Source organism: Candidatus Photobacterium acropomis (genome assembly GCF_030685555.1).
GTDB classification, from domain to species: domain Bacteria; phylum Pseudomonadota; class Gammaproteobacteria; order Enterobacterales; family Vibrionaceae; genus Photobacterium; species Photobacterium lucens.
Window position 1 is genome coordinate 957,699 of sequence record NZ_CP131609.1, and the last position, 13,525, is coordinate 971,223.

Consider the following 13,525-nt stretch of genomic DNA (forward strand, 5'->3'; position numbering starts at 1 on the left):
ACAAGGGCGATTAAGCTTCGTAGGACTCGCGTAAACGCTTCACCTCTAAATTCACCTCATTCACAGTATCGTAATGACGCTTCTCTGCTTTAACCGGTACGAGTAGTAAACCATTTTCAAAATGGTATCCACCACGTCCGTCAATATAGAGGCGACCGCTAAATAAGCGACTGATATGCTTGGCGATTAATTTTGGTAAGTAGCGTTTGAACATCCGCATAATACTGCTAACTCCAACCTTCCTGGTTATTGACGGCGGCAAGTATAACAGTTTGTGTATGACACTTCTGTGACATAATTAGCAGGTTCTGTTTCTTAAATGTAACTATCTAATTTATTAATTAACAATGAACGTAAAAGTTAGATAATTATTCTGATTTTATTCTTTTTTCTATTTTCGCATAAAATAAATGACCATATTTACAAGATGGTTTTTGCTCATATTTAACCGACGTTAGCGGCTTTTTTCTTTCTTATATCTGCATGTTCTTGAATAAATACTTTTTAGGCTAAGAAGGTTAATTAGTGTTTTATTTTGATGTTTTATAAATTTTATGCTGTTCAGGTTTTGATCATAAAATCACTATTATCCGAATCTAGATCAAAGCGTTGTTTTTGGCATATGCCAATAATAAGCGCAGATGAAAGAGAGAAAGGTGAATCATGGCGAGGCCAAAAATTGAACGCCAGATCGGATGTCGACCTGCGTACAGTTGCTTTAAACCTAATGGGGTACCGATGAAACAACTGCCTTCATTGGTATTAGAAAGTGATGAGTTAGAAGCATTACGCCTAGTTGATATGCTTGGTATGCAGCAAATAGAAGCGGCAAAGCAGCTTGGGGTTTCTCGTCAAACCTTAGGTAATATAGTGGCATCTGGACGTAATAAAGTGGCGCAAGCCTTAGTTCAAGGATGGGCTCTAGAGCTCGATGGCTATCATCATCGTTCGTGAATTTTCCATTTTATCTCCGTTATATATCAAGCTATCACTGGGTAGTGATTGCTTGTTTCAGTTAGTGAGGAATAGTTATGTCAATGGCAATTGCATTAACGCCACGTGATCAAGTTGCAGGACACTTTGGTAAAGCCGCGGCTTTCGCTGTTTATGATCAGCATGGGCAGTTCGTGACGAAAATTGAGAATGCGGGCAGTCGTGAGCTTGGATGTAAACATAAGAAAGTGATCCAACGTCAGTTGGCTGAATATGGTGTATCTGAAATTGTATTAGGCAACATTGGTCAACGTTCACTGGCTCGATTATTAAATGCTGGCTTTAATGTGAGCCGCGTTGCTCCTCGTACTGCATTGAGTGATGTTCTTACTGGCTTGGTAGATAAAGAAGCGTTAACGTCTGCGGAGCAAGGTCGTGATTGTAAGCGTGAAAAAGGCGCTTGTGGTTGCGGGTGTGGCAGTAAGAAAAAAGCACCTGTTGCTAAAGTAGGTATGTCATCACTCGCCCCAATGAGTGGTTTAGCGAAAATTGGTGGCTTTAAACTATGACCACATTTTTATTAACACTAGGGATCTTCTTTATTGTGATCCTAGCAATGGCGATTGGTTGGTTTTTAAAACAACGGACTATCAGTGGTAGCTGTGGTGGTTTAGCTAATGTCGGCGTAGACAAAGAATGTAACTGCGACGAGCCGTGTGATGAACATAAGCTATACCAAATTCAAGAGCCAAGCGCCGGACATAAATAATCCAATCAGCAGAGTGTTATCATACTCTGCTTTTTTATTGCCATTTACTTTTGTTTTAGCTGCTTAACTTGTTCTATCACTGTCTTTGCTACTAGTTGGCGTAACCATTCATTACGTGGGTGAGTCGCATTACGGTGTAGCCATAGCAAGCGAATATCAAAATCAGCAATATCGACCGGTGCTGGGCATTGAGTTAAATCATCGTGAAACAAATCTAATTGTGCCATTAGTCGAGATACCACACAGAGTAAATTTCTGCCTTTTAACAAGTGACGTATGGTCAGAAAGTTACGTGATCCTACCGCCACTTGACGCTCTAGCGCATGATGTTTGAGTTGGTTATCGACCTGAGTGATCAACTGTCCATCCGGTGAGACTAAAGCATGTGGATGCTGGCTATATTGCGCTAATGTTATTGGTGCTTGAAGCCCTGTGGCTTTGTTATCAAATAAGCAAACATGATCTTCGGTATACAGATATTGGCTGCTGATCTCTTTTCCCATATTGGTCATAGAGCCAATCACGATATCTAATTGTTGCTCATTAAAGACGGTTTGATAGTTATGGCGATCGACATTAAAAAAGCTGAGATGACTGTTCGGTGCAAGGTTATGAATAACATCGAAAATGGCTGGTGCAAACAGTAATTCTGCATAATCCGTTAAGCCAACCTTAAAGGTGCCGTTAAAGCACTCCGGCTCGAAACTACTTGGCTGTAATAGCTCGTTGGTAACAAGGTTTAGGATATTTTCGACGGTAACTGAGAGCTCTACTGCCTTTTGAGTCGGGATCATATGATGCCCCTGGCGCTCAAATAAAGGATCGTTTAGTAATTGGCGTAAGCGAGATAAATTATGGCTCATTGCCGATTGACCAATAGCAAGTTTATTGGCGGCTTTCGTTACACTCTGGGTTTCCATTAAGGCAGAAAAGGCAATGAGAAGGTTGAGATCTACACCGCGCCAGTTGATGTCTTTTTTATGTGAAGATGATGAAGCCATAGTGAGGAATACCTAAAATAAAAATGCTGCCCATGGTATGAGAGAAAGCCTTAAAGCAGTGTACTTGTAGCACAAGGAGTGTTGGTTACAACGATTTGATGTGCAATTAATTGCAATTGATAAATTACAGCTTGTGAATCTGCTTTGTTTTATATCTATTATCCGTTTTTTTAGCAAGCCGATGATTTTTTAATCTGTAGAGTAGTGATTGGACTCATCTGAAAAAAGGGATAAAGATGGCTAGAACACGTACAAAGAAAAAACCAAAGGTTTGCCTTGTATTACAAGGTGGCGGCGCACTTGGTGCCTATCATATCGGTGCGTATCAAGCATTAGAAGAAGCTGGGTATATTCCAGATTGGTTTGCAGGTATCTCTATTGGTGCGCTGAATAGCGCTATCCTAGCGGGTAATAAACCAGAAGATCGTTTAGAGAAGCTAACCGAATTTTGGCAACGCATTTCAAGACCAGAAACGGATGTCGATCTACCGTTAGAAATGGCACCGATGTTCAATATGTTTAGTGCATCACAAGCACTAATGATCGGGCAACCTGACTTTTTCACTCCTCGATTGATTAACCCTTGGTTAGCACTACCAGGGGAAGCTGCAACCAGCTTCTATGATACAAGCCCATTATTTACAACCCTTAATGAATTGGCTGATTTTTCATTGATCAATCAGCAAAAAGCCCGTTTAACAGTGGGAGCAACATGTGTTACTGATGGTAATTTAGTGTTCTTTGATAGCCAACGCCAACCGCTACAGGCTGCGCACGCTGTGGCAAGTGGTTCATTACCTCCGGGTTTCCCTGCAACGAAAATTGGTGAAGATTATTATTGGGATGGTGGTTGTGTATCGAATTCGCCAATTAATGGTATTTTAGATCTGGCAGAAGAAGATGAAGATTTATTGATCTTCATGGTCGATCTTTGGAATGCCAAAGGCGAGTTACCGCAGACCATGAGTGAAGTGCTGTGGCGTGAAAAAGAGATCCAATATGCAAGTCGCTCATGCGAGCATGTAGAAGCATTAGTAGCGAAACGTAATCTTGATCATATTATGGGTAAGTCACCAGAAGTGGTCGACAGTGAGCAAGTACCGGATGTCACTTCGCTAAAAGCGGGTAAGAAGATTGATATCGTGCATATCACCTTTAATCCGTTGAAAGGACATATTCCATTGAGTGATGCAGAGTTTTCTCGTCGTTCAATTCGTCTTCGTCGAGAAGCGGGATATGAAGATATGGTACAGGCGATCCAAGAGTCACCTTGGACACAACGCAGTGCTAAATTACCAGCACACTTCCATCGTCGTCACAGTCACGGTAGTTGGATTGAAGAGCAAAAAATTGATAAAGCGAGTTAAGCCAATAAGTTGCAAATAGATAAACAAAAGCCCCTATTGTGATAGGGGCTTTATTATTGAAAGTGCATATTGTTTATATGGCTCAGTCTCGGCTGATATCACCAAACATAGGATCACATAAGATCACTAGATCATCGGTAGCTAACTCTAGCCCAGCCATACGATCACCACTGCTAATGTTGACCTTAGTATGTTGCTCAATTTGATGATCGAAAATAACAGGCAGTGGACGTTTTAACCCTAATGGCGCCACGGTGCCGATCACTAATCCAGTGATTTTTTCAACATCAGCAGCATCGGCACAGGTCATACGGCGACAGCCAAATAATTCACGTACCTTTTTCGGATCAACTGCGTTGGGGCCTGGAACACAAGCCAGTACATGAAAGCCTGCCATGTCTTTAAGCAAAATAGATTTCACCATTTGCTTGGGATCAACCCCACGCTCTTGTGCTGCTTCTTCAATGGTTTTTGCCGGTTTGCTATGAGGAAGCAGGCGATAATCAACACCTTCCTCATCTAAAAAACGGGTAACCGCAGTATCGATAGAATTATGCGTCATCATCTAAAGCATAAGGCAGTGATTGTTTTTCCCAAATCGCTTCAGGTTGTGCTTCAAAGCGAAATTGTGTGTCTTCGTCGAGATCATTCGGTAATACAACCAGCGCCATTGCTTGATTGTCATTAAATTGGAAGCCTGTGATCACGCTACCGCCTTTACGCCAGTTTTCGCCGACGCTACGTTCCAACGCATCACCAGCTTGTGGGCATTGTGTCGCTTCACCTGTCACGATGTACATTGCACGTTTATTAATGCCTCGGTATTTGGCACGAGCGACAGTCTCTTGGCCTGTGTAACAACCTTTTTTGAAGCTAATACCATTGACGGCTTGTAGGTTCATTGCTTGAGGGATGAATTCAAGCTCTGTTGCGCTATCAACACGCGGTAGGGCCGCGTTAATATCGTAGAGATCCCAAAGTGTTGAATCAGAAAGCGTCGCGTTAGCAGCAAAGTGCTGTGCGATGGTTTCTGCGTGCTCTGGCGATGCGATGATAAACCAACGTTGTGCATCCACTTTTACCGCTGTTGCGATGTCATTGTGGCGTACATCGTCACCTTCGGTGAAGTATGCATCAATTGCAGCTTGCGCTTGTTCACCACTTAAACCTAACACGATGTTATCAGATGGCGTGATGTCTGTTTTAGAGAAGACCGCGTACTTTTTCAACTCAGGAATTTGGGTTGCCATTACGCTTTGACGTTGCAGGTAGCCATAGCCATTTTCGATGTGAAAAAGGCGCATGACGGTGCGCATTTTACCTTTAGCATCGCAATGGGCTGCCAGCGTTGATTTGCCTGCTTCTAGTGATACAACGTCGCAGGTTAACTGACCTTGTAAATACGCTTTACTGTCAGGGCCAATTAAAGTGACCATACCCCAGTCATCAAGCTTACTTAATGCTAAGGCTGGAAGAGGATCTTGCGATGATAGCGCAAGCGGCGCAAAAGTGAGGTTAGTTGACCAAGTACTCATATCTCTGTCCACAGAATGTTGTCATTATTACGACATGGTATACCAAGTGAATAAAATAATTAACCATCGCACGATTGTGGTGATGTGGGCTACTCTCGATAAAGTAATATTTACTGATCATAGGTCTCATCTTTGACGATTGCTTGTTTAAGCTCATGGTCGGTGGGGGATGGCACTGCTACTATAAATAACTGTTTATCTTTGTTTTAAAACTACAGCAGCCTGTAGTTATGGTTATTGAGGTTAAGTATGTTAAGCGCAGAAGATAAAGCACGAGTTAAATGGGCATGTCGCCGTGGAATGCTAGAGCTTGATGTGATTATTATGCCGTTTTTTGAAGAGCGCTTTGATGGTTTATCAGAGCAGCAGCAGCAAGACTTTATTGATCTGCTAACGTGTGACGATCCTGATCTGTTTACGTGGATGATGCAGCATGGTCGCAGTGACAATGAAGCGTATGCAAATATGGTGGATATGATTGTTGCTCACAACAACAGTAAACTACGCTGATTTTTATTTAACACCCTCCAAATTACATCTAGCTACACTCTGTTTTGGTTATCTGAGTGTGGCTACTTTCCTTTTTATTATTACGCCTCTTTTCTGGCTTCCTATCGCCTTATTACTATGTGAGTTACTGCTTGATGAAGGGTTACAAAGCGCAGCTTATGCTTATCAATTGCAAGGCTCAGTTCGGATCTCTTCACAAGGTGATGTGTATTATTGTCATCAACACGGCAAGATTGTTTATCTGCGCCCCTTAACCCGTTGGTTGATTGTTTTACGAGTACAAGGCTTAGATCACCAGTGGTTGTTAGTGTGGCGAGACAGTTGCACTGATGCTAGTTATCGAACGTTAAAAATGTTTACTTATTTACACTTTTCACCACGTTAGCTTTTTTCATTAGTTAATTTTCTCCAAAGTAGATTGTGAGCTGAATTCCGATTTTTTATTCCGTATTAAATTTTTTATTACATTTTCATTTCATTTGCCGATACAAATAACTATTGATGAAAATAATAATAATTCTTATGCGAGAACAAGGAATACAGGATGAAAATCAAACATAAGCTAATGGGACTTAGTACAATTTCTGTGATCGCTTTGGTTTCAGTACTGTCGATGAGCAAACTAGCCAATAACCATGTGGAGATGATGAGCCATGCGGTACAAGACATCGGACAGCTTGAAGTCACGTTATTAAATTTAAGGCGTAATGAAAAAGATTTCTTAATGCGCCAAGACGTAAAATATCGTGAAAAATTTCAGCAAAATATCTCACTGTTTGATAAGCAGCTAGCACATTTAAATCAAGAGCTTTCAGAGCTTGATATGGTATTGCCTGAGCTAGGTCAATTGCCTGTGGCAATGAAGAATTATCAGCAAGAAATGATGGATTTAATTGCGGCTTACGAAATTCTTGGGTTAGATACCTCACAAGGCAAATATCATACCTTCCTTAATGCTTCTGAGCAGATGACGCAGCTCGTAGTGGAGAAACATATTAATGCCGCAGCATTGTCTCATATTATCCAGACGGCAAAACTGTTTGTGCTCACAGGCGATCCTGAATACGCCACGTTGTACCAACAATCTTTGACGAAAATGGATTCACAGCTTGTGGCGGATTATGGCGCTGAATTTACAGCCTTTAAACAAGCAACAAATGCAGTATTTGCACAGCGAACCATTATTGGTTTGCATTATAACGAAGGATTGCGAGGTCAGATCCGTACTCAGTCTCGTCAGGTTGAGCAAGAATTCATTACGATGAGTGAGCAACTTAAACAAAAGATCAGCGAAGAAAAGCAGCAGGTTGTGACGATAACCAGTGTGGCTGTTATTGCCATTATTGCGCTGTTATTGGGGCTGTCTTGGTTTATTAGTGTCTCTATTCAGCGTCGTTTAAATGGTTTGAGCTCGCTGATGGCTGATATAGCGAAAAGTCATGATTTAAGTTTAAAAGCCGATCAAACGGGTAATGATGAATTTGCTCATATGGCAGAGAACTTTAATTATTTATTAGCCCATCTACGCCAGCTGATTGGCAATGTCAAAGTGGCGGTAGAGCAATTAAGTGATGCGTCAGGCTCATTGCAACAGCGCAGTCTTGAAACTGAAAATGCGATGCAGCAGCAACAGGAAGAAACCAATTCGGTCGCAACGGCTGTGACCGAAATGGGAATGACTATCCGTGAAATTGCGATGAATACTGAAACGGCAGCAGCCAATGCTGAAAGTAGTCATCATATTGCTCAGCAAGGGATTGATGAAGTGAGTGCAACCAAAGAGCGTATTCGTACGCTTGCATCGGGGTTAGAGCATACCAGTAATGAGGTTGCTAACTTATCGAGCTTGTCGGAGAACATTGGCTCGGTGCTAGATGTGATCATGGCAATTGCTGAACAAACAAATTTACTGGCTTTAAATGCGGCAATTGAGGCGGCACGAGCAGGGGAGCAAGGGCGAGGTTTTGCGGTGGTTGCTGATGAAGTACGCTCTCTTGCATTGCGTACCCGACAATCGACAGAAGAGATCACAACCATTATTAGCTCGCTGCAACAGCAAACCGATCAAGTGGTGAGTCATATTGGTCATTGTCGTGAGCAAGGTGAAGCGAGTGTCGAACAGGTAAATAGTGCCGAGTTGAAAATCTCTGCAATCATGGCGGAAATGCAGCAAATTATGGACATGAGTACCCAAATCGCCACTGCGGTAGAGCAGCAGAGTTTAGTCTCAGATGAGATCACTGCTAACGTTACGTCTATTCGAGATATTACCGCCAGTAATTCAGACGTTGCAGGGCAAAATGCACTGGCTGCGAATGTGGTTGCTGAGCAAGCTGAAGAGTTAGATAAAGCAATAACAGGTTATCGCGTTTAGTGACACTCATCAGCTTATTAATTGAAATAAAAATCCCGACACGCTGTCGGGATTTTTCATGATTGGAATTGCGAAGTATTAATGATTGTCAGGCGTTAATACGGTTGGTTTCGCATTATTGTCGAGCTCGGGGTAATCCAAGGTGTAATGTAAACCTCGGCTTTCTTTACGCTCAATGGCACAACGAATGATCAACTCGGCAACTAACACGAGGTTGCGTAATTCCAATAAGTTGTTGGATACGCGGAAGTTACTGTAATACTCATTGATTTCGTTTTTGAGTAATTCGATACGGTTCATGGCACGCTCTAAACGTTTGGTTGAGCGAACAATGCCGACGTAATCCCACATAAAGAGACGCAATTCGTGCCAGTTATGTTGGATAACTACCTCTTCATCAGAGTTGCTAACTTGGCTCTCATCCCACGTTGGTAAGGCAGGTGGAATGGCAATATTGTTGATCTTACTTTGAATATCTTTCGCAGCAGACCATGCATAAACCACACACTCTAATAGTGAGTTAGAGGCCATGCGGTTAGCACCATGTAAGCCAGTGTAACTGACTTCACCTATTGCGTATAAACCATCGATATCGGTTTTACCGTTTTTATCAACCATCACACCACCACAGGTATAGTGGGCGGCAGGGACAATAGGGATTGGCTCTTTAGTGATATCAATACCATAGCTTTGCAGTTTTTCATCAATCATTGGGAAATGTTTTTTGACAAAATCTGCTGGTTTATGGCTGATATCAAGGTACATGCAATCAGCACCTAAACGTTTCATTTCATAGTCGATGGCACGAGCAACAATATCACGCGGTGCAAGTTCGGCACGCTCATCAAAGTCAGGCATAAAACGTGTGCCATCAGGGCGACGTAAGTAAGCGCCTTCACCGCGAAGTGCTTCGGTTAATAAGAAGGTTTGGGCTTCAGGATGAAACAAGCAGGTTGGATGAAATTGGTTAAATTCAAGATTAGCCACACGACAACCAGCACGCCACGCCATGGCAATACCATCACCGGAAGAGACATCTGGGTTAGATGTGTATTGGTAGACTTTTGATGCGCCGCCCGTGGCGAGAATAACGAATTTTGCGGATAAGGTTTCTACTAACTCTTTGTCACGGTTCCAAACATAAGCGCCTAAAACACGATTTGAATCCGCATCGGGGCTAAGCTTTTTCTCGGTGATCAGATCAAGGGCGTTATGACGCTCTAAAATCGTAATGTTTGGGTGATTACGGGCTTGCTCTTGTAGCGAGGTTTGCATCGCCATACCTGTTGCATCAGCAGCATGCAAAATTCGACGATGACTATGACCGCCTTCACGGGTTAAGTGAAAACGTGGGTTTTCATCGTTATCGGATTCTTCACGATCAAAAGGCACACCACCATCAATGAGCCATTGAACACATTCTTTGGCGTTTTCTGCAATAAAACGTACGACGTCTTGCTCACATAAATGTGCGCCAGCAATTAGCGTATCTTCGACATGAGAGTCAATACTATCGGCTTCATCAAAGACTGCCGCGATACCGCCTTGTGCGTAATATGTAGCGCCTTCACTGAGAGGCCCTTTACACAATACAGTGACATTGGCAGAAGAGGAAAGATGGAGTGCTAATGATAGTCCAGCAGCGCCGCTGCCAATAACCAGTACATCGCAATGATGTTGATGAGTCTGATCCATATGTGATCTCATATCCTTTTGTTATCTGCTTGTATCCTATCAAAAAAATGTCGTATCCGCACATTTATTGTATGACAAATAATCGAGTGGTTTGTTAATTGGACTACTATATTTTATGCATTTTCTTTTCACTTATGACTCTTATCACTGATACGGCTAAGGTAGAGGATGGGATAAAAAAGTTATATCAAGCAATAATCCCTAAAGTTGTCATTAATTTTGCTTTTTTCGTAGTGAAAAGCCCGTTAGTATCATGAATTAGGGTAAGATGCATCTAATGTGGTGTTTTGTACATCAGTCACAGTGATAGAAAAAAGTTAATAATAAGCTGAATTTATTTTGTGGGCGTAGGAACTTTGCCATTATCCTCCGGTCATAAATAGTGCTCATGCTCATAAATATTTCATAACTCAATGATTTATTTAAGGTGACACTTAGCTTATTAGGGCTACCACACCAAATAAATCATGATATAGCATTTTTAGTAGAGCACTTTACACAAGTATGGGTGGCTCTATTTTGCTAATGCAATATTGAGTAAAGACAGATATAGGAGTACACGCTCGAATGAGCGAGCAGCAAACTGATCAGGTATTAATTGAGCGAGTACAGCGGGGAGATAAGCAAGCTTTCAACCTTCTGGTTATTAAATACCAGAATAAAGTTTGTAACCTTGTATCGCGTTATGTCAGCAATTCTGGTGATGTACCAGATGTGGCACAGGAAGCGTTTATTAAAGCGTACCGTGCATTGCCAACATTCCGTGGTGAAAGTGCCTTCTATACTTGGCTCTACCGTATTGCAGTAAATACGGCAAAAAACTATTTAGTCGCTCAGGGACGCCGACCGCCTGCATCTGACGTAGATGCAGAAGAAGCGGAATACTATGAAAGTGGTAGCGCGATGAAAGAAATTTCGAACCCTGAGAACCAAATGTTGTCAGATGAATTGAAGCGAGTTGTTTTTAGCACGATTGAAGCGCTACCTGACGATCTCAAAACCGCAATCTCATTACGTGAACTGGATGGTCTAAGTTATGAGGAAATTGCTGAAGTGATGGGATGTCCTGTAGGGACAGTTCGTTCTCGTATATTCCGTGCACGTGAGGCGGTTGAAAAACGTATCCGTCCTCTCATGCAGCAATGATGTTGCACCCAACGGTGGAAAAAATGGCTGATAAAGAAAAGATCTCCGCACTATTTGATGGCGAAGAGCTAGATCAGAGCATTATTAATGCGCTGACTGTTGACAAAGAAGATGAGCTGACATGGCGCGATTACTCGTTAATTGGTGACGTCATGCGCGGTGATGCTCCGCAATGCAAGGAATGGAATATTGCAGCGAATGTCGCGTTAGCGCTAGACGATGAACCTGCCCATTCTGTTGGTGCAATTGAAACACCAGTTGAAGTGGTTTCTGTATCAACACAACAAACAATTGAAGAGCAACCGACACCATTTAAAGCCAAGCGCACTTTACCTGCATGGCTGACCCAATTTGGCCAAGTGGCCGTTGCGGCTTGTGTCTCTTTAGCTGTGATTGTTGGCGTTCAACAGTATGACGGTGGTGATAATGCATCAAGCTCAACAGGTAATGACGTCCCAGTATTACAAACCATTCCGTTTACAGGTAAAGCGGAGCCGGTAAGTTTAAATACCAGTATGGAAGCAGATACGAACCGTGCACCAACTGAAGCTCAGTTAATGGAGCAGCGCCGTCGTATTAACGCTATGCTGCAAGATTACGAACTGCGATTGCGCTTCAACGCCCAAGATGGCAGTTTGGATCACTCTTTACTTCAACAAAATCATTCTGTGGCGGATTAATGAAAAAAATTCTGGTCGGTGCCGTTGCATTGGTCAGCCTGCTATTGCCACTCCAAGCCTCTGCTGAAGCTAAAAAGCCTTCGGCAGAGGCTTTGTTGCTTCAAATGGAGCAGGCAAGCCAAGCGCTGAGTTACGAAATCTCTTATATCAGAGTAAAAAAGAACAGTATTGATACCCTGCGTTATCGTCATGCGCTTGAAGATGGACAAGGGTATAGCCATTTATTGTATTTAAGTGGCCCACCTCAAGAGGTTATTCAGCGTGGTAACGAAGTGAGTTACTTCGAGCCAGGGCTTGATCCATTTACAGTGATCAGCAGCAAAATGGTCGCGCCTGTAATGCCATTAATGAAAGTCGACATTAAAGACTTAGCCCATTACTACGATTTTATTTCCATGGGGCGTGCTCGTGAAGCGGGCGTGACTTGCGATGTAGTACGCATTGCGCCGAAAGACGGTGCTCGTTACTCTTATTTAGTGTGGATTGATCAACTAAGTCACTTAGTGATGCGTGCTGATTTATTGGATCGCAATGGTGACTTATTAGAGCAGTTCCGTGCAGTCTCTTACGCCGTGAATCCAAAAGTCGCTGAAATGCTAAGTAAACTGAAAGCAGTGAAATTACCTGAAGTGCTGAAGTTACTTATTCAGAAAAAAGCGAACCTTGATTGGAAAGTGTCATGGTTACCAGATGGCTTTAAATTGATTTCAGGGGATCGCCATCGTGTATTGATTACTGAGCGTCCTGTTGAAAGTCGTATGTACAGCGATGGTTTGTTTAGCTTCTCTGTGTATGTGTCAGATATTGATAGTTACGCAATAAGTGGTCAGTTAGTTCGTCAAGGTCGTCGTACATTAAGCAATATTGTTAAAGACAATAAAGAAATTACTGTAGTGGGGGATATTCCACCGTCCACTGCACGACAAATTGCAGAAAGTGTGACTTTCGATAACACTAAAGGTACACAAGCAAAGGCTGGAGTAGGTAATCAATAATGATGCGCACGTTAGCAACAGTGACGGCAGTGGATAAAGGGGCGGTAACGGTCAGTTGCCAGCAACAAACCAGCTGCGGTCATTGTGCATCACGGGAGAGTTGCGGTACGGGTATTGTGAGTAAAGCAATACCCGGTCGTGTTCATGATATAAAAATCATGACCAAATCCCCGTTAACTATTGGGCAAGTGGTAGAAATCGGTTTATCCGAGCGAAGTATGTTAAGCTCCGCGCTATTAGTTTATATGCTACCACTGCTATTTTTAGTCTTGGGTAGTGCTCTAGGGCAATGGGTATTTATTGATTTAGCGGGAAGTAATGAGCTAGGTGTTATTGGCTCTGCAGCGATAGCTACCACTGTTGGATTACTTATTGCACGATACTACGCCAAACGTTTAGAGGGTAATTCTGCGTATAAGCCAACCCTTATTCGAGTTCTCGGCGCACCGATTTCATCAGATAAGCTGATAAATGCCGCATCGAAAGATAGCGAGTAGCGTTTAAATTCGGTAGAATCCGA

General features: G+C 42.6%; 16 protein-coding genes. 11 read left to right on the forward strand and 5 right to left on the reverse strand.

All coding sequences use genetic code 11. The features are described 5' to 3' along the window. Positions 1-10: 10 nt before the first annotated feature. Positions 11-220 carry a DUF1107 domain-containing protein gene (locus Q7657_RS11255; RefSeq protein ID WP_053987296.1) on the reverse strand — a complete coding sequence of 70 codons (210 nt, stop codon included), beginning with the start codon at positions 218-220 and terminating at the stop codon, positions 11-13. A gap of 443 nt (positions 221-663) precedes the next feature. Here Q7657_RS11255 and Q7657_RS11260 point away from each other — a divergent pair, with 443 nt between their 5' ends. From Q7657_RS11260 to nqrM, 3 genes are all read left to right on the forward strand, one after another. After that, positions 664-954 (forward strand): DUF134 domain-containing protein, encoded by a 291-nt coding sequence (locus Q7657_RS11260; protein WP_045069258.1) that lies wholly within the window; start codon positions 664-666, stop codon positions 952-954. Between the two features lie 77 nt (positions 955-1,031). Next, positions 1,032-1,502, forward strand: coding sequence for a NifB/NifX family molybdenum-iron cluster-binding protein (locus Q7657_RS11265; protein WP_053987297.1), 471 nt, complete (start codon positions 1,032-1,034; stop codon positions 1,500-1,502). Next, a complete protein-coding gene (gene nqrM, locus Q7657_RS11270) occupies positions 1,499-1,702 on the forward strand; it encodes a (Na+)-NQR maturation NqrM (protein ID WP_008987989.1) in 204 nt (67 codons plus the stop codon). Before Q7657_RS11265 ends, nqrM begins: the two co-directional genes overlap by 4 nt. 44 nt (positions 1,703-1,746) lie before the next feature. Here nqrM and Q7657_RS11275 read toward each other — a convergent pair whose 3' ends face one another. Continuing rightward, positions 1,747-2,703, reverse strand: a complete 957-nt coding sequence (locus Q7657_RS11275) for a LysR family transcriptional regulator (RefSeq protein WP_107167259.1) — start codon at positions 2,701-2,703, stop codon at positions 1,747-1,749. Positions 2,704-2,939: 236 nt separating this feature from the next. Here Q7657_RS11275 and Q7657_RS11280 point away from each other — a divergent pair, with 236 nt between their 5' ends. Beyond that, positions 2,940-4,070, forward strand: a complete 1,131-nt coding sequence (locus Q7657_RS11280) for a patatin-like phospholipase family protein (RefSeq protein WP_107167258.1) — start codon at positions 2,940-2,942, stop codon at positions 4,068-4,070. An 82-nt stretch (positions 4,071-4,152) separates the two neighbouring features. Here the strand turns inward: Q7657_RS11280 and Q7657_RS11285 are convergent, their stop codons facing one another. After that, on the reverse strand, positions 4,153-4,632 hold the full coding sequence (locus tag Q7657_RS11285; protein ID WP_181319901.1) for an aminoacyl-tRNA deacylase: 480 nt from the start codon (positions 4,630-4,632) through the stop codon (positions 4,153-4,155). Further along, positions 4,622-5,605 (reverse strand): tRNA-modifying protein YgfZ, encoded by a 984-nt coding sequence (gene ygfZ / locus Q7657_RS11290; protein ID WP_107167257.1) that lies wholly within the window; start codon positions 5,603-5,605, stop codon positions 4,622-4,624. The genes Q7657_RS11285 and ygfZ overlap by 11 nt, the downstream gene beginning before the upstream one ends. A 249-nt stretch (positions 5,606-5,854) precedes the next feature. Here ygfZ and Q7657_RS11295 point away from each other — a divergent pair, with 249 nt between their 5' ends. The 3 genes from Q7657_RS11295 (at position 5,855) to Q7657_RS11305 (ending at position 8,489) form a co-directional block, all read left to right on the forward strand. Next, positions 5,855-6,115, forward strand: a complete 261-nt coding sequence (locus tag Q7657_RS11295; RefSeq protein ID WP_023933531.1) for an FAD assembly factor SdhE — start codon at positions 5,855-5,857, stop codon at positions 6,113-6,115. After that, entirely contained in the window at positions 6,087-6,500 is a 414-nt protein-coding gene (locus tag Q7657_RS11300) for a protein YgfX (RefSeq protein WP_107167275.1), read from the forward strand. Before Q7657_RS11295 ends, Q7657_RS11300 begins: the two co-directional genes overlap by 29 nt. Before the next feature lie 159 nt (positions 6,501-6,659). Further along, on the forward strand, positions 6,660-8,489 hold the full coding sequence (locus Q7657_RS11305; protein WP_107167256.1) for a methyl-accepting chemotaxis protein: 1,830 nt from the start codon (positions 6,660-6,662) through the stop codon (positions 8,487-8,489). A gap of 78 nt (positions 8,490-8,567) precedes the next feature. Here Q7657_RS11305 and nadB read toward each other — a convergent pair whose 3' ends face one another. Next, positions 8,568-10,184 carry an L-aspartate oxidase gene (gene nadB / locus Q7657_RS11310; protein WP_107167255.1) on the reverse strand — a complete coding sequence of 539 codons (1,617 nt, stop codon included), beginning with the start codon at positions 10,182-10,184 and terminating at the stop codon, positions 8,568-8,570. 567 nt (positions 10,185-10,751) lie between these two features. Between nadB and rpoE the strand changes: the two genes are divergently transcribed. From rpoE to Q7657_RS11330, 4 genes are read left to right on the forward strand one after another with little or no spacing between them, the layout of a single operon-like run. Next, positions 10,752-11,330: an RNA polymerase sigma factor RpoE gene (rpoE, locus tag Q7657_RS11315; protein ID WP_008987998.1), complete on the forward strand. Its 579-nt coding sequence runs from the start codon at positions 10,752-10,754 to the stop codon at positions 11,328-11,330. Positions 11,331-11,353: 23 nt separating this feature from the next. After that, positions 11,354-12,010: a sigma-E factor negative regulatory protein gene (locus Q7657_RS11320; RefSeq protein ID WP_181319900.1), complete on the forward strand. Its 657-nt coding sequence runs from the start codon at positions 11,354-11,356 to the stop codon at positions 12,008-12,010. Continuing rightward, the gene (gene rseB / locus Q7657_RS11325) at positions 12,010-13,005 is read left to right on the forward strand and encodes a sigma-E factor regulatory protein RseB (protein WP_107167254.1); all 996 of its coding nucleotides are present in this window, start codon (positions 12,010-12,012) and stop codon (positions 13,003-13,005) included. The genes Q7657_RS11320 and rseB overlap by 1 nt, the downstream gene beginning before the upstream one ends. Next, positions 13,005-13,502 carry a SoxR reducing system RseC family protein gene (locus tag Q7657_RS11330; protein WP_008988001.1) on the forward strand — a complete coding sequence of 166 codons (498 nt, stop codon included), beginning with the start codon at positions 13,005-13,007 and terminating at the stop codon, positions 13,500-13,502. Before rseB ends, Q7657_RS11330 begins: the two co-directional genes overlap by 1 nt. Positions 13,503-13,525 lie beyond the last annotated feature (23 nt).

Coding starts and splice junctions, on each gene's coding strand:
- ygfZ (WP_107167257.1), bottom strand. CDS start 5,605: ATGAGTACTTGGTCAACTAACCTCACTTTTGCGCCGCTTGCGCTATCA.
- rpoE (WP_008987998.1), top strand. CDS start 10,752: ATGAGCGAGCAGCAAACTGATCAGGTATTAATTGAGCGAGTACAGCGG.
- Q7657_RS11330 (WP_008988001.1), top strand. CDS start 13,005: ATGATGCGCACGTTAGCAACAGTGACGGCAGTGGATAAAGGGGCGGTA.
- nqrM (WP_008987989.1), top strand. CDS start 1,499: ATGACCACATTTTTATTAACACTAGGGATCTTCTTTATTGTGATCCTA.
- rseB (WP_107167254.1), top strand. CDS start 12,010: ATGAAAAAAATTCTGGTCGGTGCCGTTGCATTGGTCAGCCTGCTATTG.
- Q7657_RS11260 (WP_045069258.1), top strand. CDS start 664: ATGGCGAGGCCAAAAATTGAACGCCAGATCGGATGTCGACCTGCGTAC.
- Q7657_RS11305 (WP_107167256.1), top strand. CDS start 6,660: ATGAAAATCAAACATAAGCTAATGGGACTTAGTACAATTTCTGTGATC.
- Q7657_RS11320 (WP_181319900.1), top strand. CDS start 11,354: ATGGCTGATAAAGAAAAGATCTCCGCACTATTTGATGGCGAAGAGCTA.
- Q7657_RS11285 (WP_181319901.1), bottom strand. CDS start 4,632: ATGACGCATAATTCTATCGATACTGCGGTTACCCGTTTTTTAGATGAG.
- Q7657_RS11295 (WP_023933531.1), top strand. CDS start 5,855: ATGTTAAGCGCAGAAGATAAAGCACGAGTTAAATGGGCATGTCGCCGT.
- nadB (WP_107167255.1), bottom strand. CDS start 10,184: ATGGATCAGACTCATCAACATCATTGCGATGTACTGGTTATTGGCAGC.
- Q7657_RS11275 (WP_107167259.1), bottom strand. CDS start 2,703: ATGGCTTCATCATCTTCACATAAAAAAGACATCAACTGGCGCGGTGTA.
- Q7657_RS11255 (WP_053987296.1), bottom strand. CDS start 220: ATGCGGATGTTCAAACGCTACTTACCAAAATTAATCGCCAAGCATATC.
- Q7657_RS11280 (WP_107167258.1), top strand. CDS start 2,940: ATGGCTAGAACACGTACAAAGAAAAAACCAAAGGTTTGCCTTGTATTA.
- Q7657_RS11265 (WP_053987297.1), top strand. CDS start 1,032: ATGTCAATGGCAATTGCATTAACGCCACGTGATCAAGTTGCAGGACAC.